Below are 24,903 nucleotides of genomic sequence, written 5' to 3' on the forward strand. Positions count from 1 at the left end.
CTTCCGATGGATGTACCCCCAAAAGTACCCCCACAACCCCGGTGCTGCCTTCGTCACTTCAACCGGAGACAGCAACCATGCAAACCACCGAACCCCGCCGGGTCATCACCTGGCAAGCGCCCAACGGCAGCACGATCAACCTGACACCCCAGCAGGCGGACACCCTGCGCGCGGCGGGCGTCTGGCCCCGTAACCGCTCCGGCGAGTATTGCCAGGTCTCGCACGGCCTCCACCACGGACACCCGACGTGGAGCGGCGAGTTCATCCGCTGGTGCGCGCACTACGGGTACAACCCCGACGATCCCGCAGCCTGGTCAGACTTCGGGCGGTATCGCGAGGAACGCGCTGTGCTGGAACGGCTGGCCCGCCAGCAGGGCGGCGACGATGACGCGGCGGGCGTGGCCTGGTGGAACGGCCTCACCCCTCAGCAGCGCCGCCATTGGCTGGACCGAGCCGGCAGCGCCCGGCCTGCGGATGCGTGGCAAGCCTTCCAGCGGGAGGGTCAGGCATGACGGCCCGCGTCCACTACTCGGCATGGGGCCTGTCTGGTGGACCGGTTCCCGGCCTATGCGGTGCGTCAGCGCGTGCCGGTCGTGCGGCGGACTCCGGCGGCGGCCTAGTCGGGAAAATCCCGGGTCAGGGCATTTCCTCCCCGGGGATCTCCAGCGCCTCCGTCAAGGCTTCAAGCTGTTCATCCGTCAGCTTGCTGGCGTCAATGCGGGGCGGCGGGGACATAGAGCCGTCGGGGCTCACGTGGGCCTGGGTCACCTTGTCCCCATAGCCGTGGTTGGCTAGCAGCAGCTTGACGATAGGGGCATTGAGTTCGCCCCGCAGGCCCCCGTTCAGGCTCAGCCGCTCCTGCGCCGCCTTCAGCCGGTCCAACGTGGCCGAAAATTCGGGGTATGCCTTTCCCCATTGCGCCAAGGTAGACCGGCTCACCCCGAGTTCGAGCGCCAGGCCGGCCCGGCTCGGCACTACATCACCGCAGCCCCCGAAGCCGCCATCTACATAGGCGTCCGCGCGGGCTTGCATGTCCTCGGTGTACTTGGTCGGTCGTCCAGCCATCCACTACATCTAGCATATCAGGGGGCTTCTATCCACTACAGGCAGCGGCGGACCGCAGCCACGCATTCGCCGCCCGTCGCGCCGCGTTGTCCCGCCGGATCTCTGACCCCTCGGCATCCGCTGCCGCCAGCCACTGCCGCCGATACTCGGTCAGCAGGTCATGCCGATCCGAACGCCCGACCACGCACCGCTCGATAAACAGCCGGTCCTCGCGCAGCAGGGGCAAGTCCGCCAGCGGGTCGTGACGCACCCGCTCAGCAGCCGCCAGCTCCGTTTCATCGTCCAGCACCCGGCCCTCCCGCCAGCGGGCGGCCACGCTGCGCGCGTGAGCCGTGACAGCCTCCGGGGGAAGGGTGCCGCCGGCAAGGTCCGCCAGGTCCTCCGTGCTCAGGGTCTGGTGCACGGTCCCCGGCATCAGGCCAGCGGACTGCGCGGCATCGGCAATGATGCCGGCAACGTCTGGCGGTTCTGCGTTGTGGTTCGCCCCTCTGTTATTTCCGGGGGAACCGAGGGAACCGGGGGAACGTTGTTGATTTGTAAGGGGTTTATGGGTTCCCTGGGCGTTCCCCGGCGGGGGAACCGGGGGAACTTCGCGGGCCCTTAGGGCAGCTTCAAGGGTCATGCTTCACCCCCATCGTCGGGAATGCGGACGGCGTAAAGGTTTTGCTTGGTGCCCGCCGCGTGAGTCTTGCGGGATCGCTTGCCCTGGTCGCGCTCTGCGATCCAACCGGCGCCGTCCAGGGCATCCAGCACCCGGCGCAGGTCGAACCCGCCCCCGGCTTCCCGCAGCCCCTCGGCATTGAACAACCAGAGTCGCGCGCCCGCCGTGTCGCGCCAATATCCGGCCCGGTCCCGAACTCTGGGGTCAGCCCCCTCGGTCACGTCGGAAAACCGGGCGTCGCCATGACGCTCCACGAAGCCGCGCACCGCCTCCAGAATCTGCCGATCCTCGGTCGGGCCGGTTCCCCGGTGCTCCCGCCACCGCTGGTACAGTTCAGCCGCTGCATCCACGGCCTCGCCTTCGGGCCAGCCTGTCAGGCCGTATTCCGTGGCCAGTTCCCCAGCCATACCGGCCAGCGCGAACACTCCGGCGGCGCGGCCCTCCAGGCCATCCCCGGACGCGAACGCGGGCAGTTCGCACGTCTTGTGATACAGGGCGGGCAGGTCGCGAGAATCGTCCACCAGGGCCGACACGAACGCCGGTCCCGCATGGCCGTGGTGCGCCCCGCTGGCTTGCTTCAGCGCGTCTGCGAGGCTGCGGCCATCCGGGTGGTGGTGCAGGTCATCGAACGCGCCGAACCGTCGCGTGGTCGCGGGCACGTCCAGCAGGCGCGCTTCCTGGCCAGCCTTCGGGCGCCGGCCGCCTTCGCCCATGTGCGCGGCCAGTGTCCGTTCGCCGCTGCTCAGCAGCATCACGCGCCACCGGGCAGACTCGCGGGCGCCACCAGTGCGGCGGGCGCGTTGCTTGCCCTGGCCGTTGGCGAGCGCGTAGACCACGGCGCCGATCTCGCGCGGGTCGCATTCGCTGATTTCGTCAAGGATCAAGGCCGTGTCATTGATCCCGGCGGCGCTGGCCTCAAGGCCGTTGGCGGTTGCCCGCCAGGTGCGCAGGAACCCGGGCCCGCCCCATACGCTCGCGGCAGCTTGCAGCGCGGTGGTCTTGCCCTTTGACGAATCGCCCACCAGGTGAACCCCGGCACCCCCGGCGTCTTGCAGCCGGGCGGTCTGGATCAGCGGGCCGGCGAACGCCACGGACAGAGCCAGCACCATGACCGGGTTCCCGGCGCAGGCTTTGGCGACCGAATCGCGCCAGCCGTCCAGCGTGCCCCGGGACTCGAACGCATCGTGCGCGGGATGCTCGGACTGGAACCGCACATCATCCGAGCCGATTGTCTGGTTCGGCATCACGAACGCGCGGCGGTCGGGACCGACCCGGTGCCAGCCGGTGCGGGTGGCCGCCAGTATGCGGGTGCGTGGGTATTGCTCCATCAGCCACGCGGACAGCATTCGCGGCTGCTTCGGGTTGAACCGAACCCCCAGGTCCAGCAGCTCGCCGCGCAGCTCCTCGCCATTGCCCTTCAGCAGGCGCAAAGGGGCCGCCCACTCGCGCCACTGTCCCCGAGGGTTCACGAACCGCAGCAGCAGCCCGTAGCTGCCCCCGTGTTCGTCCGCCGTGATCGCCTCCGCGTGGATCGGCGTCGCGATCCAGGTGTCTACCGGCTCGGGCTCGGCATCGCCCTTGGGGTTGCTCCAGCCATGCCAGTACAGGCCGGGCCGGTGCGTTTCGCCATGCAGCCGGAACCAATCGTCGTGCGTGGCGTACCCCGGGCGCGGCACCTCCGGCTCGGGCGGATCGTCTGGCGGGGTCTCCAGCGGGTCGCTTGGTTGAATCAGGGCGGCCAGGTTCCCCGGGTTCCCTCGGGTATCTTCGCCGGGGGAACCGGAAAAAACACCGCAAATCAACGAGGTTCCCCGGGTTCCCTCGGTTCCCCGGGAATGAATAGGTGCGTCAGTCATTGCGCACCCCCTACGGCCACCAGGGCGGCCAGGTCGTTGAAGTCGGAACCCTCGGCACCCGGCGGGAACTCGGGAATGGCCAGCCGCGCACCGGCGGCAATAGCGGCGGCGCGGGCCTTGGTGGTGCCCACCTCGTCAGCGTCTCCGCAGATCACCAGATCCGCATCCGGCCACCGCTTGCGCACGGCCAGCGCGACCGGCTCCAGGTTGCCGGCGTCGATGGCCGCCAGCACCCGCGCGGTCGGGTCGGCTTCCGCCAGGGTACAGGCGGTGGCGAAGCCTTCGGCGATCAAGGTCGGGCCGCCGTCACACAGCGCAACCGGGATGCAGCAGCCCCGCTTGCGGCCACCAGGCAGCAACCACTTGCCGCCGTCCGGGCCGATGGTTTGCAGGCTGGTAATGCTGGCGTCTGCCGGGTCGATCACCGGCAGAACCAGGCGGTCGCCACGCTGGCGGGCATGGTGCGGCCCGACCCCCTTGTTCACCAGGTATGGGTGTTCGGGATCGGCGGGTTCGGCTTCTCGCCATTGCTGCCGTGCCCGGTCGGATGCGCGCTCATGGCGCTGGCGGGTTTCTGCGTCCCGCAACCGCCGGGCTTCGTCCATCTGGTGGCGCAGCGCCTCGCGCTCGGCAGGGCTCAGGTCATCCCGGGATCGGGCGCACCAGGTTTCCGACACCCCATGCTTCCACGAACCGAACGCGGCAGCGGGCAGGCCATCATGGAGATGGGCCACGATCCAACCGTTTCTGGTTCCAGGCCTGTCCCCGTCGACGCGGTAGCGATTCAGTTGCCCATCGGTGCGAAGAGTGTCGGGGTCGTGCGGGGCAACGCCATGCGCGGCCATCGCGCCCAACAGTTCGCGCAGAGGGTCGCGGGTCGCATCATCGGCGGACGCACCACCGCCCGCCCCGCCGGGGCGAGTCCGGCGGGCTTCTGTTTTCGTCAGCATGGTTCACCCCTCGCTTTCGACCTGGCGGCGAATCCAGGCATCCACGACGGACTCCGGCCAGCGGGCCGCCGCGCCCACTTTCACAGGCGCGGGGGCCTTGTTTTGTGCGATCAGCGCGTACCAGGCGCTGCGGCTCATCGCCGTGCGGTCCAGCACGTCGCGAATGCGCAGCAGGCGCTCGCGTTCGGGGGCAGGGGTATCGGTGTCGTTATGCATCGCGTCCTCCTTCGGACTTGAGGACCGATGGCAGCCGGGGGTTTACATGGTGCTCATTGAGCTCTATAATAAGAACTGAGAGTAGGCGGCTGGCATCGGTCAGTTTGCTTGAAGGGAGGCCCGGGTCAGGGGTCTCCCTTTTCTGTGCCTGTCCCTACAGACACACCGCCATCGTACATAGTCCGCCCGCGCCATGCGAAGACCCAACATGTTGGGGCTCGCGGAGCTGCCCACTGCGGGGAAGCGGCCAAAATGTGCAAATCCATACCCCCAGACGTGTATTTCTGACGCTTAGCGTTCGGCGCCTTGTGGTTGCCCGGCCTTGTGGCTGGTATCAAGCGGGTGTGATCTGAGTCACATTTTCGGCGTTTGTTGCCCGTAGGGCCGTCCGGAAGCGTCTTCCCGCATGCCTAGCGCGGCGTCATGCGCTCCGGATCGGGACCACGTTGCTGGTGTCCCCGCTCCGCAGGGTGTCGAGATAGTCCGCCCAAGCTTGCATCATCTCCTGGCGCTGCGGCAGCCGGGAGCTGCGGTTGTACGCGGCAGCTACTTGCGAGCGCTGCGCGTGCGCAAGCTGGAGTTCGATCACCTCCGGCGGCCATCCCTGTTCGTGTAGCAGCGTTGAAGCCATCGCCCGGAACCCGTGCGGTGTCATCTTGCTGGAGTCATATCCCAGGTTCCGCAGCGCCGCCAGCAGGGTGTTTTCGGAGATCGGTTTGCCTGGCCGCAGGCCCTCGAACACCAGGCCGTCGGGGCCGGTCAGGGCGTGAAGCCACCGCAGGCATTCGCTGGCTTGTTCGCTCAGCGGGACGATATGCGGTTGCCGCATCTTCATCCGGGCGGCGGGTATCCGCCACGTGCCTTCATCAAGGTCGATTTCGTCCCAGGTGGCGCCCCGCAGTTCTCCGCTTCGGACAAAGGTCAACGCCAGCATTCGCAGGGCCGCCCATGTGGAGGGTTGCCCATCGTAGTGGTCGATTGCGCGCAGGAGGTCCGCCACTTCGTTGGGGGTGGTTATTGCCGCGCGGTGCTTCGTGGGGGTACTCGCGAGTGCGCCCTTCAGGTCTGCCGTGGGGTCGCGATCCGCGCGCCCGGTCGCGATGGCATACCGGAAGATCTGCCCGATCCGCTGGCGCAGGCGGTGCGCCGTTTCATGCTTCCCTTTGGACTCCGGCACCCGCAGCAACCGCAACACGTCCGGCGGCTCAATCTCCCGCACAGGGCGCTCCCCGATCTCCGGGAATACCCACGTCTCTAGCCGGCTGCGGGTCAGGCGCAGGGTTCCCTCTGCCAGCTCGCTGCGCTTCAGCTCCATCCACTCTCCCGCCAGCACCCGGAAGGTGTCGGCCCGGGTCTCCCGGCTGGCGCGCTTCGCCTCCTGCGGGTCCTCGCCACGGGCAAGCCGGGCTTTCGCTTCGTCACGGGCCTGGCGGGCCTCGGCAAGGGACACCCGGGGGTACACGCCAAACGACAGCAGCTTTTCCCGGCCATCGGCCCGGTACTTCATCCGCCAGTATTTCCCGGATGCCGTGACGTGGAGGTAGAGGCCGCCACCGTCTGCGATCTTGTGGGGCCGGCCTTCGTACTTGGCGGCCCGCAGTGCGGCGGCGGTCAGCTTGTTCGTTGGCTTGGGCATGGGGGTATCTCGGCAGGGGGTACAGGGCAAATCGGGGCATCTACCCCCAAAAGTACCCCCGTCGATGCTAGGCTGTCCATAGACAGCACCGGACAAGCTAGGACCATGAAAGGCTCTAACTTGCTGATTTTCCGGGTACTGAGGGACGGGGCGGGATGCCCCTGGAGGGTCATATGGAGCCGGTGACAGGAGTCGAACCTGCGACCCTCTGATTACAAATCAGACGCTCTACCAGCTGAGCTACACCGGCCTGGTGCCGGGAGTGGGACTCGAACCCACAAGGCCGAAGCCAGCGCATTTTGAGTGCGCCGTGTATACCAATTCCACCATCCCGGCGTGCAGCGCTCGTAGTGTAGCGCACGCAGGGGGTGTGGCAATACGGCCGTGCGGTATCCCGCGAGCCGGGGCATGGTAGGATCGCGCGCCATGCGAGTTGCCGATTTTGATTACGAACTCCCGTCCGAGCTGATCGCGCAGGATCCGTTGCCGGAGCGCACCGGGTCCCGGCTGCTGGTCCTGGAGGGCGAGGAGCCGGAGGATGCCGTGTTCGCGGACATCGGGCGCTGGCTGCGTCCGGGCGATCTGCTGGTCCTCAATGACACGCGGGTGATCCCGGCGCGGGTGTTCGGGCAGAAGGCGAGCGGCGGCCGGGTGGAAGTGCTGTTCGAGCGGGTGCTGGAAGGCGGGCGCGAGGCGCTGGCGCTGGTGCGTGCGAGCCGGGCTCCGGGCGTCGGAGTGCGGTTGTGGCTGGCGGACGGGGCCTTCGAGGTGGAGGTGACCGGGCGCGAGGGGCCGTTCTTCCGCCTGTCGCTGTGTGGCGAAGGAAAGGCGGGCGAGCAGGATCTGCCGGCCCTGTTGCATGCCCATGGTCAGGTGCCGCTGCCGCCGTACATCGAACGTGCGCCGGAGCAGGAGGACACCACGCGCTATCAGACGGTGTTCGCGCGGCGAGAAGGGGCGGTGGCGGCGCCGACGGCGGGGCTGCATTTCGACGACACCCTGCTGCGCGGACTGCGCGACAGTGGCGTGGAGACGGCAACGGTGACGCTTCACGTGGGCGCGGGGACGTTTCAACCGGTCAAGGTGGAGGACACCGCGGATCACGAGATGCACGCGGAATGGCTGGAGGTCTCGCCCGAGCTGTGTGCGGCGGTCGCACGCTGCCGCGAGCGCGGCGGCCGGGTGGTGGCCGTGGGCACGACCTGCGTGCGGGCGCTGGAGTCGGCCGCGGCAGGTGGCGAGCTGGAGCCGTTCACGGGCGATACCCGGCTGTTCATCCAGCCGGGATATCCGTTCCGCGTGGTGGATCGCATGATCACCAATTTTCATCTGCCGCAGAGCACGCTGCTGATGCTGGTCTCGGCGTTTGCCGGGTATCGGCGGCTGTTTGCGGCCTACGCACATGCCGTGTCGCAGCGCTACCGGTTCTTCAGTTACGGGGATGCGATGTGGCTGGCACCCGGCGATCCGGACGATCAGCCGCCGAGCGCGGAGACTTCCGATGCAGTTTGAACATCTGGGCAGCGACGGTGCGGCCCGCCGCGGCCGGCTGACCTTCCCGCGGGGGGAGGTGGAGACGCCGGCGTTCATGCCGGTGGGAACCTACGGCACGGTCAAGGCGATGACCCCCGAGGAACTCACGGGGCTGGGGGCGCAGATCATCCTGGGCAATACCTTCCATCTGATGCTGCGCCCCGGGACGGAGATCATCCGGGCGCACGGCGATCTGCATGACTTCATGCACTGGGAGGGGCCGATCCTGACCGATTCCGGCGGGTTCCAGGTCTTCTCGCTGGCCGAGATGCGCAAGATCAGCGAGGAAGGTGTGCGCTTCCAGTCGCCGGTGGACGGCTCGAAGGTGCTGATGACGCCCGAGTCCTCGATGCAGGTCCAGCGCGAGCTGGGCTCGGACATCGTGATGATCTTCGACGAGTGCACGCCGTACCCGGCCACGCATGACGAAGCGCGCCGCTCCATGGAGCTCTCGCTGCGCTGGGCGGACCGCTCGCGTCAGGCCCACGGGGACAACCCGGCGGCGCTGTTCGGCATCGTGCAGGGGGGCATGATCCCCGAGCTGCGCCGGGAGTCGGCGGCCGGCCTGCGCTCGATTGGCTTCGACGGCTACGCGATCGGCGGGCTGTCGGTGGGCGAGCCGGAGGACGAGCGGCTTGCCACACTGGACGTGACCCTGCCGGAGCTGCCGGTGGAACAGCCGCGCTATCTGATGGGAGTGGGGCGGCCCGAGGACATCGTGGAGGCGGTGCGCCGCGGCGTGGACATGTTCGACTGCGTGATGCCGACCCGTAACGCCCGCAACGGTTTTCTGTATACCCGCGAGGGGGTCCTGCGGATCCGCAATGCACGGTTCCGCGACGATACCCGCCCGATCGACCCCGAGTGCGGCTGTTACGCGTGTCGCAACTACTCGCGGGCCTATCTCAAGCACCTCGACAAGTGCAACGAGATCCTCGGCTCGCGCCTGGCGACCACGCACAACCTGCATTACTACCAGGACCTGATGCGCGGGATGCGCGGGGCGATTGCCGAAGGGGCAATGGACACCTTCGTGGCGGATTTCTACGGCCGGCGCGGCATGGACGTGCCTGCTGTGCCATAATTCGCGCCGCCTGTTTGACCGAACCGATTTGCTGAACGGAGAAGCTGCATGGATTTCCTGATTTCCGCCGCCCACGCGCAGGAAGGCCAGGCCGCCGGTGGTGGCCTGATCGAATTCCTGATCATGATCGTGATCTTCTTTGCGATCATGTACTTCCTGATCATTCGTCCGCAGAGCAAGCGGGCCAAGGAACATCGCTCCATGGTCGAGTCCCTGTCGAAGGGTGACGAGATCGTGACCAATGGCGGCATGGCCGGGAAGATCACGGAAGTCGGCGAAAACTTCATTCACGTCGATGTGGCCGATGGCGTGAACGTCGTCGTGCAGAAGCAGTCCGTGCAGTCCGTCATGCCCAAGGGTTCCCTGAAAGACCTCTGAAGGCCCGTAGCCGATGCGCAACTCCTATCCGGTGTGGGTGTATGCCCTGATCGTCGTGGTCGTGACGATCGGGCTTCTTTATGCCGCCCCCAACCTGTTCCCCGAAGATCCGTCCGTGCAGATCGACAACCCCATGGCGGGGGAAGTCGAGGAGAACATGGAGGGCGTGATCGGTACCGTGCTCGGTGCCCAGGGCCTGACCCCGATGCGGGCCGAGCGCCGCGACGGCCAGCTGCTGCTGCGGTTCGAAACCGCGGACCAGCAGTCCCGGGCCGCGGAAATCCTGCGGAATTCGCTGGATGACAACCATACGGTCGCGCTCAACATGGCGCCGGCCACGCCCGACTGGCTGCGTGCCATCAATGGCCAGCCGATGTCGCTCGGGCTCGATCTGCGGGGCGGGGTGCACTTCCTGATGGAAGTCGACCTCAATGCGGTGATCGGTACGGCCATCGAACGCTACACCAACGAGCTGCGCCCCCGTCTGCGCGAGGAACGCCTGAGTTTCTCCGCGCTCGAGGATGGCGGTGACGAGTTGCGCATTCGCTTTGCCAGTGACGGCGAGCGCGACGAGGCCGAGAGCTGGCTGAGCAGTGAATACCGCGGCGAGCTCGAGTGGGCCCCGCGCCGGGAGGACGACGACTGGTTGCTGGTCGGCACTCTCGAGGAGGAGCACCTGACTGAACTGCGCCGCCAGGCGCTGCAACAGAACATCTCCACGCTGCGCACCCGCGTGGATGAGCTGGGCGTGGCCGAGCCGCTGATCGCCCAGCAGGGCGAGCATCGCATCGTGGTGCAGCTGCCGGGCGTGCAGGACACCGCGCGCGCCAAGGAAGTGCTGGGTGCGACCGCGACGCTGGAATTCCGCCTGGTGTCCGAAAGCGGGGACCCCATGGAGGCCCGCGAAACCGGCGAGGTGCCTTCCGGGACCCGGCTGTACGAAGAGCGTGACGGCACCCCGGTGCTGCTGCAGCGGCAGGTCATGCTCACCGGGGAGTTCATTACGGACGCCTCGTCCGGCATCGCCGACGATACGGGCGGGCCGGCGGTCTTCATCAATCTCGACGGCCAGGGCGCCCGCATCTTCTCGCGCGTGACCTCGGACAACGTCGGCCGGCTGATGGCCACGGTGTTCATCGAGACCACGATCGAGACCGAGGAAGAAGACGGCGAAATCGTGATGCGCAGCTCGCAGAGCGAGGAAGTGATCAACGTCGCGCGCATCAACGAGCCGCTGGGCGGGCGTTTCCAGATCACCGGGCTGGATTCCACCACTGAAGCGCGCAATCTGGCGCTGCTGCTGCGGGCCGGCGCGCTGGCTGCACCCATGTCGATCGTGGAGGAACGCACGGTCGGCCCGAGCCTGGGTCAGGAGAACATCGACCGCGGGATCCAGTCGGTCATCATCGGCTTCGTGCTGGTCATGCTGTTCATGATCCTGTACTACCGGGTGTTCGGCGTGATCGCCAACGTCGCGCTGGCGCTCAATCTGGTGTTCATCGTGTCGGTGCTGTCGATGCTGCAGGCCACGCTGACGTTGCCGGGGATCGCCGGGATCGTGCTTACGGTCGGCATGGCGGTGGACGCCAACGTGCTGATCTTCGAACGCATCCGCGAGGAGCTGCGCAATGGCATGTCGCCGCAGGCGGCGATCGCGTCGGGCTACGACCGCGCCGTGACCACCATCGCGGATGCCAACGTGACGACCCTGATCGCCGCCGTGGTGCTGTTCATCTTCGGGACCGGCCCGATCAAGGGCTTCGCCATCACGCTGTCGATCGGGATCGTCGCCTCGATGTTCACCGCCATCGTGGTGACTCGGGCCATCGTCAATCTGACCTACGGACGCCAGCCGCGGCTGGCCCGTCTGTCCATTTAAGTCCGGGAGCCGGGGAATGCTGCCGCATCTCAACTTCGCCGAGTCCAACTTCGACTTCCTGGGCAAGCGCCGGGTCACCCTGGTGATCTCGGTGGTGCTGATCCTGCTGTCGGTGCTGATGCTCGCCACCCGCGGGATCAATTTCGGCATCGACTTCACGGGCGGAACCCTTGTGGAGGTCGGTTACCCGGAAGCGGTGGAGCTCGATCCGATCCGGGAAACCATCAACGAGGGCGGATTCCAGGGAGCGCAGGTCCAGACCTTCGGGACCGCGCGGGATGTGCTGATCCGCCTGCCTCCGCGCGAGGACGAGCCGGACGAGGCGGCGCTGTCCAATCAGGTCATGCAGCTGCTGGAGGCCGGTGGCCCGGAAGGTGCCGAACTGCGGCGGGTGGAATTCGTCGGGCCGTCGGTGGGCGAGGAGCTGCGCGAGCAGGGCGGTCTGGCGATGATCTACGCCCTGGTCGGGATCCTGATCTATGTCGCCGTGCGGTTCGAGTGGCGCTTCGCCGCGGGGTCCGTGCTGGCGCTGGTACATGACGTTGTGATCACGCTGGGGATCTTCTCGGCACTGCAGCTCGAGTTCGACCTCGGGGTGCTGGCGGCGGTCCTGGCGGTGATCGGTTACTCGCTCAACGACACCATCGTGGTGTACGACCGCATACGCGAGAACTTCCGGATACTGCGCAAGCAGGGCACCGAGTTCGTGATGAACAATGCGGTCAACAAGACCCTCGCACGAACCATCGTGACCAGTATGACGACCCTGCTGGTGCTGTTCGCGCTGTTCTTCCTTGGCGGGGCGGCTCTGCAGAACTTCTCGGTGGCGCTGATCATCGGTGTCATCGTCGGGACGTACTCCTCGATCTTCATCGCGGCCACGGCGGCGCTGATGCTGGGGGTCGACCGCCAGGTGCTGCTGCCGGTGAAGAAGGAAGGGGCGGACGAGGAGGATGCGACGCCCTGAGAACGCCCTGATTCGGGGGAGGGCAGGGACGGACAAGGAAGCCCGCCCCCACAGGGATATGAGGGCGTGGCTGCGGGAGCAGAGCGGGGCCGATGACCGCCCCGGGCGATTCAGCCTTCGCCGTGCGGGCTTCCGGTCTTGCGTCCCTCCACCTCCGCAGCGTGCAGACGCTGCAGCATCGTTTTCAGGACCTTGGGGTTCCCGGCCACGACATCGCCCTTGCGAAAGATCTCGTTGCCACCCTGCCAGTCACTGGTCAGGCCTCCGGCTTCCTGCACCAGCAGCAGTCCCGCTGCCATGTCCCAGGGCTGCAGGCCCATCTCCCAGAAGCCGTCAAAACGGCCGCAGGCGACCCACGCCAGATCCAGCGCCGCGGAACCCGGCCGCCGAATGCCGGCCGTGCCCGGGATCATGTGGCGCAGGGTGCGCAGATAACGTTCCAGGTCCTGCCCCTCGCGAAACGGGATGCCCGTGCCCAGCAGCGCACCTGACAGATCCTTGCGCTGCCCCACGCGGATACGCCGGTTGTTGAGGAAGGCGCCGCCACCGCGTGTTGCGGTAAAGAGTTCTTCCTTGATCGGGTCGTAGACCACCGCGTGTTCCAGGCGCCCCTTCTGCCGCAGGGCGATCGACACCGCGTACTGCGGGATCTCGCGCAGGTAGTTGGTGGTGCCGTCCAGCGGGTCGATGATCCACTCGTGTTCGGCGCCCGTGGCCCCGGGCTGGTTGCCTCCCTCCTCCGCGAGGATCGCGTGGTCGGGGTAGGCCTTCTTCAGCGTCTGGACGATCGCCTGCTCGGCGTTGACGTCGACATCGCTGACCCAGTCGTTGCGGGCCTTCTCGCGGGTGTTGACGCGGTCCGGTCGCCCCCAGGCGCGGGTGGTGATGCGTCCGGCCGCGCGGGCCGCCGATACCGCCGTGTTCAGCATGGGGTGCATGAGGGATCTCCGACATCGCTTGGGAAGGAATCGGGGCCGGCGCACGGACGCCCCCGAAGGTCGCGAACAATACACAACGCATCGGGCCTTTGGAAGTGGTCGGGCTTCCCGCGGCGCGGCGGTGTACAATCGCGCCCGCATGCGAGCGGGCAGGGGCGCCATGGAATCCAGGACAGACGAGCATCGACCGATCGATCCGGGCCCGGGGGCCGCCGCGCGGGTCCGGGTCGTGCTGGTGGGAACGACCCACCCGGGCAATATCGGATCCGCCGCCCGGGCGATGAAGGCGATGGGCATGCGCGACCTGGCGCTGGTGGCGCCGGAGCGCTTCCCGCATGCCGATGCCACCGCCCTGGCGTCCGGTGCCGATGACGTGCTTGCCGGGGCCACGGTGGTCGACACGTTGACCGAGGCGGTCGCCGACTGTCATCAGGTGGTGGGGACCAGTGCCCGCACGCGCACCCATTCGGTACCCGTGCTGGAACCCGACGGGGCCGCAGCCCGTGTGCTCGGCGGGGCGACGGAGGGGCCGGTGGCACTGGTCTTCGGTCGCGAGCACAGCGGCCTGACCAATGAAGAGCTGGATCATTGCCACGCGTTCGTCCGTATCCCCACCGATCCCGATTTTTCCTCCCTCAATCTCGCCGGCAGCGTGCAGATCATGACCTGGACGGTGCGTCGGGCGGCACTGGCCGGGGCCGGGGAACCGGATGCTGCGGTGCGCCAGGCCTCGGCGGCGGAGCGGGATCCCGCGGCCACCCATGCGGAGCTGGAAGGGCTGTTCGCGCACTACGAACAGGCCCTGCAGAGCATCGGGGTGCTCGATCCGGAGAATCCGCGGCACACCATGCGCCGGTTGCGGCATCTGTACCTGCGTGCGGAACCCACGGCCTCGGAGGTGCGGCTGTTGCGCGGCATATTGACGCACACCCTGCGGGGCCGGTGAGCGCGGTGTGGCGGCTGTGATACCCTAGCGAATAACTCAGGAATGAGACCGTAACCATGTTCAAGACCCTGCGCGAGGATATCCGCTGCGTCTTTGCGCGCGATCCCGCCGCCCGTAATGCCTTCGAGGTGCTGACGGCGTACCCGGGTCTGCATGCGCTGTGGTTTCATCGTGGCGCGCACTGGTTGTGGAATCACCGCATGCGCTGGCTCGGACGGATCCTCGGTAACTTCGCGCGGCTGCTGACGGGCATCGAGATCCACCCGGGCGCGCGCATCGGGCGGCGCTTCTTCATCGACCACGGGATGGGCGTGGTGATCGGCGAGACTGCAGAGATTGGCGATGACTGCACCATCTATCATCAGGTAACCCTCGGCGGGACCAGCTGGGAAGGGGGCAAGCGCCACCCGACTCTGGGCAACGAGGTCGTGATCGGGGCCGGGGCCAAGCTGCTCGGCCCGATCCATGTCGGTGATCGTGCCCGGGTGGGTTCCAATGCCGTGGTCCTCAAGGACGTGCCGGCCGACGCGACGGCGGTGGGGATTCCGGCACGCGTGCTGGGGCCGCGCCCGGAGCCGGATCCGCGTTTCCAGCAGGCGGCCAGTCGCATGGGTTTCGACGCCTACGGTGTCACCCGGGACATGCCCGACCCGGTGGCGAACGCCCTGCACCGCATCGTGGATCGCGTCCACGAGCTGGATGACCGCATGGAAAAGGCCTGTCAGGCGCTCAAGCGTGCGGGCATCGACCCGGGCGAGGCGATGGGCGAGGATACCGGCCATCCGCTGGAGCCCTGCGACCTGGAAGGGCTGGAACCGGATGACTGCGAAATCCCGCCCCGCAAACAGCAGGGTAATAGTTGACCTTTTTGATCAGGAATTGCTAGGCTCTCGAGCAACCTGAACAAGAAGGCGCATCGAGCCATGAAACTGACGACCAAAGGACGTTACGCCGTCACCGCCATGCTGGACGTGGCGACCCATACCCGCGAGGGGCCGGTCTCGCTGGCCGAAGTGGCGGGCCGGCAGAAGCTGTCCCTGTCCTATCTGGAGCAGCTGTTCTCGCGTCTGCGCAAGAAGGGGCTGGTCGTGTCCAGCCGCGGCCCCGGCGGCGGTTACGCGCTCAGCCGCGACTCCGCCGAGATCAGCGTGGCCGAGATCATCGTGGCGGTGGATGAGCCGGTGGACGTGACCCGCTGTGGTGGCAAGGCCAACTGCAACAAGCAGTCGCGCTGCCTGACCCACGATCTGTGGGCGGATCTGAGCGATCAGCTCTATGATTTCCTCAGCAATCGTTCGCTGGCCGAGGTGCTGGAGCGCCACGAGGCCAGCGTGCAGGCGCGCGAGCAGGGCGAACATCCGGTGACGGTGCACGGCTCGACCGGGAAAGAAAACGATCATGCGGGCGCCACGGTGGCGGCCGCGGACAGGAGCAATGCGTGATGAGTGACCTGAAACTGCCGATCTATCTCGACTATTCCTCGACCACGCCGGTGGACGAGCGCGTCGCCGAGGAGATGAAGAAATTCCTGACGCGGGACGGTCTGTTCGGTAATCCGGCCTCGCGGAGTCACAGCTTCGGCTGGGACGCCGAGAAGGCGGTGGAGAACGCGCGGGAGCAGGTCGCGGCGCTGGTGGGGGCGGACCCCAAGGAGATCATCTGGACCAGCGGGGCCACCGAGGCCGACAACCTGGCGGTCAAGGGTGCCGCGCACTTCTATCAGCGCAAGGGCAAGCACGTCATCACGGTCAAGACCGAACACAAGGCGGTGCTGGACCCGGCGCGCCAGCTGGAGCGCGAAGGCTTCGATGTGACCTATCTGGGGGTCGACGAGAACGGCCTGGTCGACCTGCAGGAGCTGCAGGACGCCATGCGTGACGACACCATCGTGGTTTCGGTCATGCACGTGAACAACGAGATCGGCGTCATTCAGGACATCGAGGCGATCGGCAACCTGTGTCGCGAACGCGGCATCGTGTTCCATGTGGACGCGGCGCAGTCGACCGGCAAGGTGGCCGTCGACCTGACGAAGCTCCCGGTGGACCTGATGAGCTTCTCCGCGCACAAGACTTACGGTCCGAAGGGCATCGGCGCGCTGTTCGTCCGCCGCAAGCCGCGCGTGCGGATCGAGGCGCAGATCCACGGCGGCGGGCATGAACGCGGCATGCGTTCGGGTACGCTCGCGCCGCACCAGATCGTGGGCATGGGCGAGGCCTTCCGCATCGCCGGCGAAGAGATGGGCAGCGAGCTGGAGCGTATCCGCATGCTGCGCGACCGCCTGTGGGCAGGGCTGGATGACATGGAAGAGGTCTACCTCAACGGCGACAAGGAACGCCGGGTGGCCCACAATCTGAACGTGTCGTTCAACTTCGTGGAGGGCGAGAGCCTGATCATGTCGCTGCGCGACATCGCGGTTTCCTCCGGCTCCGCCTGTACCTCGGCCAGTCTGGAGCCCTCCTACGTGTTGCGCGCCCTGGGTCGCGACGACGAGCTGGCGCACAGCTCGATCCGCTTCTCCATCGGCCGCTACACCACGGTCGAAGAGGTCGACCACACCATCGACATCGTGCACAAGGCCGTTGGCAAACTGCGCGAACTGTCTCCGCTCTGGGAGATGTACCAGGACGGTATCGACCTCAAGAGCATCGAATGGGCGGCCCACTGAGGCCGTCCCGGAACATCCACCCACGGGTACGCGAACAGGAGAGATACCATGGCTTACAGTGACAAGGTGATGGATCATTATGAAAATCCGCGCAATGTCGGCAGCTTCGACAAGAGCGACGAGGCGGTAGGTACCGGCATGGTCGGTGCGCCGGCCTGCGGTGACGTGATGAAGCTGCAGATCAAGGTCAACGACGACGGCGTGATCGAGGACGCCAAGTTCAAGACCTACGGCTGCGGTTCGGCGATCGCGTCCAGCTCGCTGCTCACCGAATGGGTGCGCGGCAAGAGCCTGGAAGAGGCGAGCCAGATCAAGAACACGCAGATCGCGGAAGAACTGGCGTTGCCGCCGGTGAAGATCCACTGCTCGGTGCTCGCCGAGGATGCGATCAAGGCGGCGATCTCCGACTATCAGGAGAAGCACGACGCCGAGGAACCGGAACAGAAGACGGCCTGAAGACGATATGGCAATCACACTGACCGACAGCGCGGCCGACCGCATCCGGCACTTCCTCGAACAGCGGGGCAAGGGTGTCGGCGTGCGGCTCGGGGTGAGGACCACCGGCTGCTCCGGCATGGCCTACGTGGTGGAGTTCGCCGACGAGGTCGAGGAAACGGACACGGTGTTCGAGGTCGACGGGGTGAAGCTTGTGGTGAGTCCCAAGTCCCTGGTGTACCTCGACGGCACCGAGCTCGACTTCGGCAAGGAAGGCCTGAACGAGGGTTTTCGTTTCAACAACCCGAACGAGAAGGCCCGCTGCGGCTGCGGTGAAAGCTTCAACGTCTGAAGGTACCGGGCCAGCGCGGGGTGCGGCGGGATCGTCCGGATACGGGCGTCCCGCTCACCCCTTTTCTTTGCCGGGCCTGCGGGCCCGGTTTTCGCTACGGACAAGGGATGACAGTCGGCCGATGAACGATCCGTTTGAACAGTTCGATCTTCCGGTCGCCTTCGAGGTGGATCGCGATGCCCTGGAGGAACGTTTCCGGCGCCTGCAGGCGGAGCTTCATCCCGACCGCTTCGTGCGTCAGGGCGATCAGGCGCGGCGCATGGCCGCGGCGATGGCGGCGGACGTGAACGAGGCCCACGATATCCTGGCGAACGACTATCGGCGCGCCCTGCACATCCTGGAGCGGGCGGGGTTCGAATTCGATCCCGAACGCGACACCAGCCGGGACATGGGGTTCATCGAGGCCCAGATCGAATGGCGGGAACGCCTGGAAGATGCGGAACGTGCCGGCGATGCCGCGGCGCTGGATACCCTGGCCGACGAGCTGAATGGGGCGCGGGCCGAGGCACGCGAGAAAGTGGCCACGGCCCTGGCCGATCCGGAGAAACCGGCGGACGATGCCCGTGATCGGGTGCTCGAGCTGCGATTCTTCGACCGTTTGCTGGAGGAGCTCCAGCGAACCCGACAGTCGCTGGCGTCGTAACCGACGCCGGCGGAAGATTCCCCCCGACCGAGAGCTTCATCAGGAGCCGAACGCGATGGCGTTATTGCAGATCACCGAACCCGGCGTTGATTCCGCCCCGCACCAGCGTCACCTGGCCGCGGGCATCGACCTGGGCACCACTCACTCGCTGGTGGCGACGGTCCGCAGCGGCGAGGCCGATACCCTGCCGGACGAACAGGGCCGGCACATCCTGCCCTCGGTGGTGCACTATTCGGCGGACGGTGCGCAGGTCGGATACGAGGCCGCGGAGCATGCCGGCGATGATCCGCACAACACCATCGCATCGGTCAAGCGCCTGATCGGCCGCGCGGCATCCGACGTGGCGACGCTCTCGGGCGAGCTGCCGTTCCGGCTGAAGACCGGAGACGGTTCGAGCGTGCCGCGCATCGAGACCGCCGCCGGGGACAAGAGCGCCGTCGAGGTCTCCGCGGATATCCTCGGCAGCCTGCGGGCGCGCGCCGAGGAGAGCCTGGGTGATGAGCTGGAAGGCGTGGTGATCACCGTGCCGGCGTATTTTGACGACGCCCAGCGCCAGGCGACTCGTGACGCCGCCCAGCTTGCGGGCCTGAATGTCCTGCGCCTGATCTCCGAGCCGACCGCCGCGGCGGTCGCCTACGGGCTGGACCAGGGTGAGGAAAGCACCATCGCGGTGTACGACCTCGGCGGCGGAACCTTCGACATTTCCATCCTGCAGCTGCGTCGCGGCGTGTTCGAGGTGCTGGCCACCGGCGGGGATTCCGCGCTGGGGGGAGACGACGTCGACCGCAGCGTGGCCGAGTGGCTGCTGGAGCAGGCCGGCATGCAGGGCGAAAGTGACCCGCAGCGCCTGCGCCGCGTGACCCTGGAGGCGCGCCGTGCCAAGGAGGCGCTGACCGAAGCCGAGACCACCGAGGTGCGGGTGACGCGCGCCGATGGCAGTGAATGGCAGGGGCAGCTGGATCGCGCCGGCCTGCTGGAACTGGCGCGGCCGCTGCTGGACCGCACCCTCGACTCCTGCCGCCAGGTGCTGGCGGATGCCGGTCTGGAGCGCGACGCCATCGACGAGGTGGTGCTGGTGGGCGGATCCACCCGCATGCCGGCGGTGCGCGAGGCGGTGCAGGAATTCTACGGCCGCGAACCGCGCGCCGGCATCGATCCGGATCGCGTGGTCGCGATCGGGGCCGCGCAACAGGCCGACATCCTCGCCGGCAACAAGCCGGACACCGAGCTGGTGCTGCTGGACGTGATCCCGCTGTCGCTGGGACTGGAAACCATGGGCGGGCTGGTCGAGTTCATTGTCCCGCGCAACACCACCATCCCGGTCAGTCGGGCGCAGGAATTCACCACCTTCAAGGACGGTCAGACCGCGATGTCGGTGCACGTGGTGCAGGGCGAGCGCGACGTGGTGGACGCCAACCGTTCGCTGGCACGCTTCACCCTGTCCGGGATCCCGCCGATGGTCGCCGGGGCCGCGCGCATCCGCGTGAGTTTTCAGGTGGACGCCGACGGCCTGCTGAGCGTCACCGCGCGCGAGCAGACCCAGGGCGTGGAGGCCCACGTGGAGGTCAAGCCCAGTTACGGCCTGACCGATGCCGAGATCGAACAGATGCTGCGTGATTCCGCCTCGGCGGCGCGCGACGACATGGAGGCGCGCCGCCTGCGCGAGGAGCAGGTGGAGGCCGATCGCGTGCTGGAGGCGCTGAACGCCGCGCTGGAAACCGATGGGGACCGCTACCTGGACGCCGAGGAACGCGCGAGTATCGAGAGCGCCCGCGACGCCCTGGCCGAAGAACGCGGCCGGGGCGAGGATCCGGACGCGATCGAGGCCGCGCGCAAGCGCGTCGAGCAGGCCTCCGAGGCCTTCGTCGCGCGCCGCATGAACGACAGCATCCGCCGCGCACTGGCGGGGCACAACGTCTCCGAATACGACGACTCAGGGAACTGACCCATGCCACAGGTGATCTTTCTGCCGCACGAAGAAATCTGTCCGGAGGGCGCCTCCATCGAGGCCGAGCCGGGCATCAGCATCTGCGATCTCGCCCTGAAGAACGGGATCGAGATCGAACACGCCTGCGAGAAGTCCTGCGCCTGCACCACCTGCCACGTGTATGTGCGCGAAGGTATGGACAGCCTCGAGGAGCCCAGCGAGGATGAAGAGGACATGCTCGACAAGGCCTGGGGGCTCGAGCCCGATTCACGCCTGTCCTGTCAGGCGGTCGTGAGCGATGCGGATCTGGTGGTCGAGCTGCCGAAGTACACCATCAATCAGGTGTCCGAGCACCACTGATCAGCGGGAGAGTGCGGTCATGAAATGGACTGATACCAGCGAAATCGCGATGCAGCTTGCGGATGAGCATCCGGACGTGGATCCGCGCAACGTCAACTTCGTTGACCTGAGGAACTGGGTGGTGGAACTGCCGGAGTTCGATGACGATCCGGAACGGTCCGGCGAGCGCATCCTGGAGGCGATCCAGCTCGCCTGGATGGACGAGGCGGACGTCGACGACTGAGCGGCGGCGCCGAATCGCCGGATCGGCCAGGGGGCTGGCCTCCTACAGGTCGAACCCTGCCCCCGGTGGGAGGCCGGCCCTCCGGCCGATTGTGGGGGATCGGCAGGTGCCGGATCGGCCAGAGGCTGGCCTCGTACGGGGCGCGCGGCCGTTGCCGCGCGCCGGCGGGGCCGCTACACTGCGCGCCGCATGTTGCCCCGTGACCGCGTTCGCATCGGGAACCCGCCATCCGGCGGGTTTCGCGTTTGCGGGAGCGGGTGGCGACCCGAGTCGAACCATTGCCCCTACAGGAGAGCCGCCCCATGGCCGAAGAACGTACCCTTTCCATCATCAAGCCCGACGCCGTCTCCAAGAACGTGATCGGCGAGATCTACAGCCGCTTCGAGAAGGCCGGCCTGAAGATCGTCGGCGCGCGCATGATGCACCTCGACCGTGCCCAGGCCGAGCGTTTCTATGAAGTGCACAAGGAACGCCGGTTCTTCAACGACCTGGTCGAGTTCATGATCTCGGGTCCGGTCATGGTGCAGGTTCTGGAAGGCGAGGACGCCATCGCCAAGAACCGCGACATCATGGGCGCGACCAACCCTTCCGAGGCGGCCCCGGGCACCATCCGTGCCGACTACGCGGTCTCCATCGACGAGAACGCGGTGCATGGTTCCGACGCTGCGGACACCGCCGAACGCGAGATCGCGTTCTTCTTCGGTGATGACGGGGTTTGCCCGCGCACCCGCTGATTGCGAGCCGTATCCGGTGTCGGGGGCTGGATGTGCCCGGCCTCCGGCCGGGACAGGGTTCGGCCCGTTCGACCCGCAGGAGGCCAGCCCCCTGGCCGACCCGGCGTTGCCCGACCGGGCACAGGAGGTTCCCCGGGCGCCCGATCGGCCACAGGGCCGGCCTCCTGCCGATGGGGGTCGCCCTGTAGGCATGCGGTGCCCGGGCGAAGTACACTGTGGCATCCGCTCCAATCGGTCGTAACAATGCCCTTGCCCAACCACGCCCCCGTCAACCTGCTGGGTTACAGCCGCGATCAGCTGACAGAGCTGTTCGGGGAATGGGGCGAGCCGCGCTTTCGCGCCACCCAGGTCGCGAAATGGATCCATCAGGGCGGGGTCACGGAGTTCGACGCAATGACCAACGTCTCGCGCAAGCTGCGCGAGCGGCTGGCGCGCGAGGCGGAGATCCGGCCGCCCGAAGTCGCGCTGGAGAAGACCTCCGACGACGGCACCGTCAAATGGGTGCTGCGTCTCCCCGATGGCAACGCCATCGAGACCGTTTACATCCCGGACAGCGGTCGCGGCACGCTGTGCGTGTCCTCCCAGGTGGGCTGTGCGCTCGACTGCACCTTCTGTTCCACCGCGCAGCAGGGGTTCAACCGCAATCTGACCAGCGCCGAGATCATCGGTCAGGTGTGGCTGGCCATGCAGCGCCTCCCGGCGCCCGAAGGGCGTCCGCGCGCCGTGACCAACGTGGTCATGATGGGCATGGGCGAACCGCTGGCCAATTTCGATGCAGTGGTCCCGGCGTTGCAGCTGATGACCGACGACAATGCCTATGGCCTCAGCCGCCGGCGGGTGACGGTGTCCACCTCGGGCCTGGTGCCGGCGCTGGACCGCCTGGCCGGGCACACCGATGTCGCCCTGGCTCTGAGCCTGCATGCCCCCAATGACGAGCTGCGGGACCGGCTGGTGCCGATCAACCGGAAATACCCGATTGCCCCGCTGATCGACGCCTGCCGACGGTATGTGGAAGCAACGGGATCGCACAGCGGGGTTACCGTGGAATACGTGCTGCTGGCCGGGGTCAATGACCGGCCGGAACATGCGCGCGAGCTCGCGGCGCTGCTGCGCGAGCTGCCGTGCAAGCTCAACCTCATCCCGTTCAATCCGTTTCCGGGTGCGCCGTTCGACCGGCCCTCCGAGGCGGACATCGAACGTTTTGAACGCCTGCTGCAGAAGGCCGGCTATGTGACCACCGTGCGGCGCACGCGCGGCGATGACATCGACGCCGCCTGCGGTCAGCTCGTCGGTCAGGTGGAGGACCGTACCAATCGCGGGATGCGCATGATCCGTCTGCATGCGGAGATCCCGGGAACCGAACGGAGGGCATCGTGATGATGCGCGGTGGCTGGCAGGGGAAGGCGGCCGCAATGCTGGTTTTGGTGGCATTGCTGCAGGGTTGTGCCGGGATGGATCGGCAAACGGGGCGCGATGGCGAAGAAGCGGCGGATATCAATGCGGAGCTCGGCATCGGCTATCTGCGGGAAGGCGAAATGGAACAGGCCGAACGCAGCCTGAAGCGGGCGCTGGAGTTCGACCATCGGCATCCGATGGCCAATCTGGGGATGGCGACGGTGTATGAACGCCGTGGGGCGGTCGACGAGGCGGTCGAACACTACGAGGTGGCGCTGGCGCAGGACCCGGACGATCCCCATATCCAGGTGAGCACCGGCGCGATGCTCTGCCGCCAGGGCGAGTTCGAGCGGGCCCAGGAGCTGTTCGACAAGGCGATCAACAACGTGGATTACGACCGGCGCGATGTTGCGCTCCTGAATTCGGGGTCCTGTTACGCCGATGCGGGTGAATACGAGCGTGCCGAGCAGCGCCTGCGGGATGCACTGGAACGCAGCCCGGAGAATCCGCGCGCGCTCCTCGAGCTGGCGTCGGTCAGTTATCAGGCGGGCAAGCCGATGCAGACGCGCGCCTTCCTGCAGCGACTGAGCGGACGCGGCATCGAGAACGCCGAGACCCTGCTGCTGTGTTACCAGTCGGAAACCGCGCTGGGACGGGATCGCAACGCCAGTGCCTGCGCCGACCGCCTGCGTGAAGAATACCCGGACAGTGACGAAGCCGAACGGCTGCGGCGCCTGGAGCGCGAGAGTGACTGAGCGGCGAAGCCGGGATCCGGATCTGGGGCGCGTCGAGGACGTCGACGATACGGCTTCCTCGCGGCCTCCGCTGAGCGGGGATCCGGGCGTGCCGGAGCCCGATGAACCGCCCGTGGCCGCGGGCCTCACGACTCGCGACCAGCCCGAGGACGATCCCACGAGCCAGGGTGGCGGCGAAGGCGACGAGCAGGATGCGCAGCCGGGACGCGGACTGCGCGTGGCCCGCGAGGGGGCCGGGCTCGAGATTGCCGAACTCTCCCGGCGCACCCATCTGGGGAAGGCACTGCTGCAGGACCTCGAGGCCAATCGCTTCGAGCACATGACCCCGGCCTACGTGCGCGGCTATCTGCGCTCCTGTGCCCGGGAGCTCGGGGTGGATCCCGAGCCCTGGGTACAGGCGTATGATCGCCGTGCCCCGGCGGAGCCGGCACCGCGCCCGGTCGCGACCCGCAGGCATCGCCCCCTGCGGCGCTCCGTCTGGCCGTACTGGCTGGCGGCGGCGCTGGTGGTGGGTCTGCTGGCCGTCGCTACGGTGTTCTGGGCGGAAGACGTCTCGGTGGACGCGCTGCGGGAGTTCGGGATCGGGGACGGGCTGGAAGGCCTGCCGGCTCTGGAAACGGAGACCACACGGGACGAGCCGGCGGGGCAAGATCCGGCCGAAGACCGGCCACGAGACGAGCCGGGGGCCGGTGCCACCGAGGGCGACACCTCCCCCGACACGGACACCGACACCGAAACAGGGACCGTTGAGGCGGAAACGCCGGCGATCGGACCGCCGGAACCCCTGGCCCGGCCGGAACGTGATCCGGCTGCGGAGGAAGGTTCGGAGGAGACCGCGGCGGACACGCGCATGGATACCGTGCCCGAGGATGCGGGGATCGACGAACCGGTTGCGCCGGCCCCGCTGGATGAGGCCGGCACGGCCGGCGAGGAAACCGAAGTCGTCGAAGTCCCCGAGGAAATGACCGGGGAAATCACCGAGGGAACGACCGGGGCGGCCGAAACGGCGCCGGCCGCGGACGGGCAGGCCGAACTGATCCTGGAGGTTCATGAGACGTCCTGGGTCGAGATCCGTGACACGGACGGAGCGGTGGTTCTGACCGGCGTGCTCTCGCCGGGCACGCGCGAGGAACTGCAGCTGGAACTCCCCGGACGTGCGGTCCTGGGCAATGCCGCCGGCGTCGAACTCACGCTGAACGGCGAGCCGGTGGCGTTTGACGAGCATGTCCGTGACGACCGTACGGCCCGCTTCGATCTGGAAGAATAATCAGGCGCGCATCATCCGGCGCGCCCCAACCCGATACC

At 67.3% G+C, this 24,903-nt stretch carries 27 protein-coding genes and 2 tRNA genes; 20 read left to right on the forward strand and 9 right to left on the reverse strand.

What is annotated here, in order from left to right; genetic code table 11:
• The first annotated feature begins 77 nt into the window (after positions 1 to 77).
• Positions 78 to 512: a hypothetical protein gene (locus tag F787_RS0108845; RefSeq protein ID WP_028491935.1), complete on the forward strand. Its 435-nt coding sequence runs from the start codon at positions 78 to 80 to the stop codon at positions 510 to 512.
• A gap of 124 nt (positions 513 to 636) precedes the next feature.
• Here F787_RS0108845 and F787_RS15640 read toward each other — a convergent pair whose 3' ends face one another.
• The 8 genes from F787_RS15640 to F787_RS0108885 form a co-directional block, all read right to left on the reverse strand.
• Positions 637 to 1,065: a DNA-packaging protein gene (locus F787_RS15640; protein WP_081694113.1), complete on the reverse strand. Its 429-nt coding sequence runs from the start codon at positions 1,063 to 1,065 to the stop codon at positions 637 to 639.
• A gap of 28 nt (positions 1,066 to 1,093) precedes the next feature.
• Positions 1,094 to 1,480: a hypothetical protein gene (locus tag F787_RS0108855; RefSeq protein ID WP_042805831.1), complete on the reverse strand. Its 387-nt coding sequence runs from the start codon at positions 1,478 to 1,480 to the stop codon at positions 1,094 to 1,096.
• A gap of 203 nt (positions 1,481 to 1,683) precedes the next feature.
• Entirely contained in the window at positions 1,684 to 3,582 is a 1,899-nt protein-coding gene (locus F787_RS0108860; protein WP_028491937.1) for a DUF927 domain-containing protein, read from the reverse strand.
• Positions 3,579 to 4,259, reverse strand: a complete 681-nt coding sequence (locus F787_RS0108865; RefSeq protein WP_231373421.1) for a toprim domain-containing protein — start codon at positions 4,257 to 4,259, stop codon at positions 3,579 to 3,581. The genes F787_RS0108860 and F787_RS0108865 overlap by 4 nt, the downstream gene beginning before the upstream one ends.
• A 276-nt stretch (positions 4,260 to 4,535) precedes the next feature.
• On the reverse strand, positions 4,536 to 4,748 hold the full coding sequence (locus tag F787_RS0108870) for an AlpA family transcriptional regulator (protein WP_028491939.1): 213 nt from the start codon (positions 4,746 to 4,748) through the stop codon (positions 4,536 to 4,538).
• 421 nt (positions 4,749 to 5,169) lie between these two features.
• The gene (locus tag F787_RS0108875) at positions 5,170 to 6,384 is read right to left on the reverse strand and encodes an integrase arm-type DNA-binding domain-containing protein (RefSeq protein WP_028491940.1); all 1,215 of its coding nucleotides are present in this window, start codon (positions 6,382 to 6,384) and stop codon (positions 5,170 to 5,172) included.
• A gap of 174 nt (positions 6,385 to 6,558) precedes the next feature.
• A tRNA-Thr gene (locus tag F787_RS0108880) sits at positions 6,559 to 6,634 on the reverse strand.
• 1 nt (position 6,635) lies between these two features.
• Positions 6,636 to 6,720: transfer RNA gene (locus F787_RS0108885), tRNA-Leu, on the reverse strand.
• 90 nt (positions 6,721 to 6,810) lie between these two features.
• Between F787_RS0108885 and queA the strand changes: the two genes are divergently transcribed.
• Genes queA through secF form a run of 5 tightly spaced genes read left to right on the forward strand, consistent with a single transcriptional unit; the run spans position 6,811 to position 12,225 of the window.
• Entirely contained in the window at positions 6,811 to 7,896 is a 1,086-nt protein-coding gene (gene queA, locus F787_RS0108890) for a tRNA preQ1(34) S-adenosylmethionine ribosyltransferase-isomerase QueA (RefSeq protein WP_028491941.1), read from the forward strand.
• Positions 7,886 to 9,001: a tRNA guanosine(34) transglycosylase Tgt gene (gene tgt, locus F787_RS0108895; protein WP_028491942.1), complete on the forward strand. Its 1,116-nt coding sequence runs from the start codon at positions 7,886 to 7,888 to the stop codon at positions 8,999 to 9,001. The genes queA and tgt overlap by 11 nt, the downstream gene beginning before the upstream one ends.
• A 48-nt stretch (positions 9,002 to 9,049) precedes the next feature.
• Positions 9,050 to 9,379 (forward strand): preprotein translocase subunit YajC, encoded by a 330-nt coding sequence (yajC, locus tag F787_RS0108900; RefSeq protein WP_018870412.1) that lies wholly within the window; start codon positions 9,050 to 9,052, stop codon positions 9,377 to 9,379.
• Positions 9,380 to 9,392: 13 nt separating this feature from the next.
• Positions 9,393 to 11,258: a protein translocase subunit SecD gene (gene secD, locus F787_RS0108905; protein WP_018870411.1), complete on the forward strand. Its 1,866-nt coding sequence runs from the start codon at positions 9,393 to 9,395 to the stop codon at positions 11,256 to 11,258.
• A gap of 16 nt (positions 11,259 to 11,274) precedes the next feature.
• On the forward strand, positions 11,275 to 12,225 hold the full coding sequence (secF, locus tag F787_RS0108910) for a protein translocase subunit SecF (RefSeq protein WP_018870410.1): 951 nt from the start codon (positions 11,275 to 11,277) through the stop codon (positions 12,223 to 12,225).
• Between the two features lie 110 nt (positions 12,226 to 12,335).
• Here the strand turns inward: secF and F787_RS0108915 are convergent, their stop codons facing one another.
• The gene (locus tag F787_RS0108915; protein ID WP_019022478.1) at positions 12,336 to 13,163 is read right to left on the reverse strand and encodes an inositol monophosphatase family protein; all 828 of its coding nucleotides are present in this window, start codon (positions 13,161 to 13,163) and stop codon (positions 12,336 to 12,338) included.
• Between the two features lie 160 nt (positions 13,164 to 13,323).
• On the opposite strand from F787_RS0108915, the gene F787_RS0108920 reads away from it, so the two are divergent.
• The 14 genes from F787_RS0108920 (at position 13,324) to F787_RS0108985 (ending at position 24,865) form a co-directional block, all read left to right on the forward strand.
• On the forward strand, positions 13,324 to 14,109 hold the full coding sequence (locus tag F787_RS0108920) for an RNA methyltransferase (RefSeq protein WP_051246092.1): 786 nt from the start codon (positions 13,324 to 13,326) through the stop codon (positions 14,107 to 14,109).
• A 56-nt stretch (positions 14,110 to 14,165) separates the two neighbouring features.
• The gene (cysE, locus tag F787_RS0108925) at positions 14,166 to 14,972 is read left to right on the forward strand and encodes a serine O-acetyltransferase (protein WP_019022480.1); all 807 of its coding nucleotides are present in this window, start codon (positions 14,166 to 14,168) and stop codon (positions 14,970 to 14,972) included.
• A 60-nt stretch (positions 14,973 to 15,032) separates the two neighbouring features.
• A complete protein-coding gene (locus F787_RS0108930; protein WP_018870406.1) occupies positions 15,033 to 15,551 on the forward strand; it encodes an Rrf2 family transcriptional regulator in 519 nt (172 codons plus the stop codon).
• The gene (locus tag F787_RS0108935; protein ID WP_019589437.1) at positions 15,551 to 16,774 is read left to right on the forward strand and encodes an IscS subfamily cysteine desulfurase; all 1,224 of its coding nucleotides are present in this window, start codon (positions 15,551 to 15,553) and stop codon (positions 16,772 to 16,774) included. Before F787_RS0108930 ends, F787_RS0108935 begins: the two co-directional genes overlap by 1 nt.
• A gap of 48 nt (positions 16,775 to 16,822) precedes the next feature.
• A complete protein-coding gene (gene iscU / locus F787_RS0108940) occupies positions 16,823 to 17,230 on the forward strand; it encodes a Fe-S cluster assembly scaffold IscU (protein ID WP_018870404.1) in 408 nt (135 codons plus the stop codon).
• A gap of 7 nt (positions 17,231 to 17,237) precedes the next feature.
• Positions 17,238 to 17,561, forward strand: coding sequence for an iron-sulfur cluster assembly protein IscA (iscA, locus tag F787_RS0108945; RefSeq protein ID WP_018870403.1), 324 nt, complete (start codon positions 17,238 to 17,240; stop codon positions 17,559 to 17,561).
• Positions 17,562 to 17,682: 121 nt separating this feature from the next.
• A complete protein-coding gene (gene hscB / locus F787_RS0108950) occupies positions 17,683 to 18,204 on the forward strand; it encodes a Fe-S protein assembly co-chaperone HscB (protein WP_018870402.1) in 522 nt (173 codons plus the stop codon).
• Positions 18,205 to 18,259: 55 nt separating this feature from the next.
• Entirely contained in the window at positions 18,260 to 20,149 is a 1,890-nt protein-coding gene (hscA, locus tag F787_RS0108955) for a Fe-S protein assembly chaperone HscA (RefSeq protein WP_026279545.1), read from the forward strand.
• A gap of 3 nt (positions 20,150 to 20,152) precedes the next feature.
• Positions 20,153 to 20,491 (forward strand): ISC system 2Fe-2S type ferredoxin, encoded by a 339-nt coding sequence (gene fdx, locus F787_RS0108960; protein WP_018870400.1) that lies wholly within the window; start codon positions 20,153 to 20,155, stop codon positions 20,489 to 20,491.
• 19 nt (positions 20,492 to 20,510) lie between these two features.
• Entirely contained in the window at positions 20,511 to 20,714 is a 204-nt protein-coding gene (gene iscX, locus F787_RS0108965) for a Fe-S cluster assembly protein IscX (RefSeq protein ID WP_018945660.1), read from the forward strand.
• Positions 20,715 to 21,016: 302 nt separating this feature from the next.
• The gene (gene ndk / locus F787_RS0108970; protein ID WP_028491944.1) at positions 21,017 to 21,448 is read left to right on the forward strand and encodes a nucleoside-diphosphate kinase; all 432 of its coding nucleotides are present in this window, start codon (positions 21,017 to 21,019) and stop codon (positions 21,446 to 21,448) included.
• Between the two features lie 243 nt (positions 21,449 to 21,691).
• Complete coding sequence (gene rlmN, locus F787_RS0108975; protein WP_028491945.1) at positions 21,692 to 22,825, forward strand: 23S rRNA (adenine(2503)-C(2))-methyltransferase RlmN; 1,134 nt, start codon at positions 21,692 to 21,694, stop codon at positions 22,823 to 22,825.
• Complete coding sequence (gene pilW, locus F787_RS0108980) at positions 22,825 to 23,598, forward strand: type IV pilus biogenesis/stability protein PilW (RefSeq protein WP_018870396.1); 774 nt, start codon at positions 22,825 to 22,827, stop codon at positions 23,596 to 23,598. Before rlmN ends, pilW begins: the two co-directional genes overlap by 1 nt.
• Positions 23,591 to 24,865: a helix-turn-helix domain-containing protein gene (locus F787_RS0108985; protein ID WP_028491946.1), complete on the forward strand. Its 1,275-nt coding sequence runs from the start codon at positions 23,591 to 23,593 to the stop codon at positions 24,863 to 24,865. Before pilW ends, F787_RS0108985 begins: the two co-directional genes overlap by 8 nt.
• Positions 24,866 to 24,903: the final 38 nt, after the last annotated feature.

The sequence above is a fragment of the Thioalkalivibrio sp. ALE19 genome (assembly GCF_000428605.1).
Taxonomy (GTDB): domain Bacteria; phylum Pseudomonadota; class Gammaproteobacteria; order Ectothiorhodospirales; family Ectothiorhodospiraceae; genus Thioalkalivibrio.

Excerpts from the sequence above, each read along its gene's own strand:
- F787_RS0108860 (WP_028491937.1), bottom strand. The coding sequence starts at position 3,582 with ATGACTGACGCACCTATTCATTCCCGGGGAACCGAGGGAACCCGGGGA.
- F787_RS0108935 (WP_019589437.1), top strand. The coding sequence starts at position 15,551 with ATGAGTGACCTGAAACTGCCGATCTATCTCGACTATTCCTCGACCACG.
- secD (WP_018870411.1), top strand. The coding sequence starts at position 9,393 with ATGCGCAACTCCTATCCGGTGTGGGTGTATGCCCTGATCGTCGTGGTC.
- cysE (WP_019022480.1), top strand. The coding sequence starts at position 14,166 with ATGTTCAAGACCCTGCGCGAGGATATCCGCTGCGTCTTTGCGCGCGAT.
- yajC (WP_018870412.1), top strand. The coding sequence starts at position 9,050 with ATGGATTTCCTGATTTCCGCCGCCCACGCGCAGGAAGGCCAGGCCGCC.
- iscA (WP_018870403.1), top strand. The coding sequence starts at position 17,238 with ATGGCAATCACACTGACCGACAGCGCGGCCGACCGCATCCGGCACTTC.
- iscX (WP_018945660.1), top strand. The coding sequence starts at position 20,511 with ATGAAATGGACTGATACCAGCGAAATCGCGATGCAGCTTGCGGATGAG.
- queA (WP_028491941.1), top strand. The coding sequence starts at position 6,811 with ATGCGAGTTGCCGATTTTGATTACGAACTCCCGTCCGAGCTGATCGCG.
- hscA (WP_026279545.1), top strand. The coding sequence starts at position 18,260 with ATGGCGTTATTGCAGATCACCGAACCCGGCGTTGATTCCGCCCCGCAC.
- ndk (WP_028491944.1), top strand. The coding sequence starts at position 21,017 with ATGGCCGAAGAACGTACCCTTTCCATCATCAAGCCCGACGCCGTCTCC.
- F787_RS0108930 (WP_018870406.1), top strand. The coding sequence starts at position 15,033 with ATGAAACTGACGACCAAAGGACGTTACGCCGTCACCGCCATGCTGGAC.
- fdx (WP_018870400.1), top strand. The coding sequence starts at position 20,153 with ATGCCACAGGTGATCTTTCTGCCGCACGAAGAAATCTGTCCGGAGGGC.
- F787_RS0108870 (WP_028491939.1), bottom strand. The coding sequence starts at position 4,748 with ATGCATAACGACACCGATACCCCTGCCCCCGAACGCGAGCGCCTGCTG.
- secF (WP_018870410.1), top strand. The coding sequence starts at position 11,275 with ATGCTGCCGCATCTCAACTTCGCCGAGTCCAACTTCGACTTCCTGGGC.
- iscU (WP_018870404.1), top strand. The coding sequence starts at position 16,823 with ATGGCTTACAGTGACAAGGTGATGGATCATTATGAAAATCCGCGCAAT.
- F787_RS15640 (WP_081694113.1), bottom strand. The coding sequence starts at position 1,065 with ATGGCTGGACGACCGACCAAGTACACCGAGGACATGCAAGCCCGCGCG.
- rlmN (WP_028491945.1), top strand. The coding sequence starts at position 21,692 with ATGCCCTTGCCCAACCACGCCCCCGTCAACCTGCTGGGTTACAGCCGC.
- pilW (WP_018870396.1), top strand. The coding sequence starts at position 22,825 with ATGATGCGCGGTGGCTGGCAGGGGAAGGCGGCCGCAATGCTGGTTTTG.
- F787_RS0108920 (WP_051246092.1), top strand. The coding sequence starts at position 13,324 with ATGGAATCCAGGACAGACGAGCATCGACCGATCGATCCGGGCCCGGGG.
- F787_RS0108845 (WP_028491935.1), top strand. The coding sequence starts at position 78 with ATGCAAACCACCGAACCCCGCCGGGTCATCACCTGGCAAGCGCCCAAC.
- hscB (WP_018870402.1), top strand. The coding sequence starts at position 17,683 with ATGAACGATCCGTTTGAACAGTTCGATCTTCCGGTCGCCTTCGAGGTG.
- tgt (WP_028491942.1), top strand. The coding sequence starts at position 7,886 with ATGCAGTTTGAACATCTGGGCAGCGACGGTGCGGCCCGCCGCGGCCGG.
- F787_RS0108855 (WP_042805831.1), bottom strand. The coding sequence starts at position 1,480 with ATGCCGGGGACCGTGCACCAGACCCTGAGCACGGAGGACCTGGCGGAC.
- F787_RS0108915 (WP_019022478.1), bottom strand. The coding sequence starts at position 13,163 with ATGCACCCCATGCTGAACACGGCGGTATCGGCGGCCCGCGCGGCCGGA.
- F787_RS0108875 (WP_028491940.1), bottom strand. The coding sequence starts at position 6,384 with ATGCCCAAGCCAACGAACAAGCTGACCGCCGCCGCACTGCGGGCCGCC.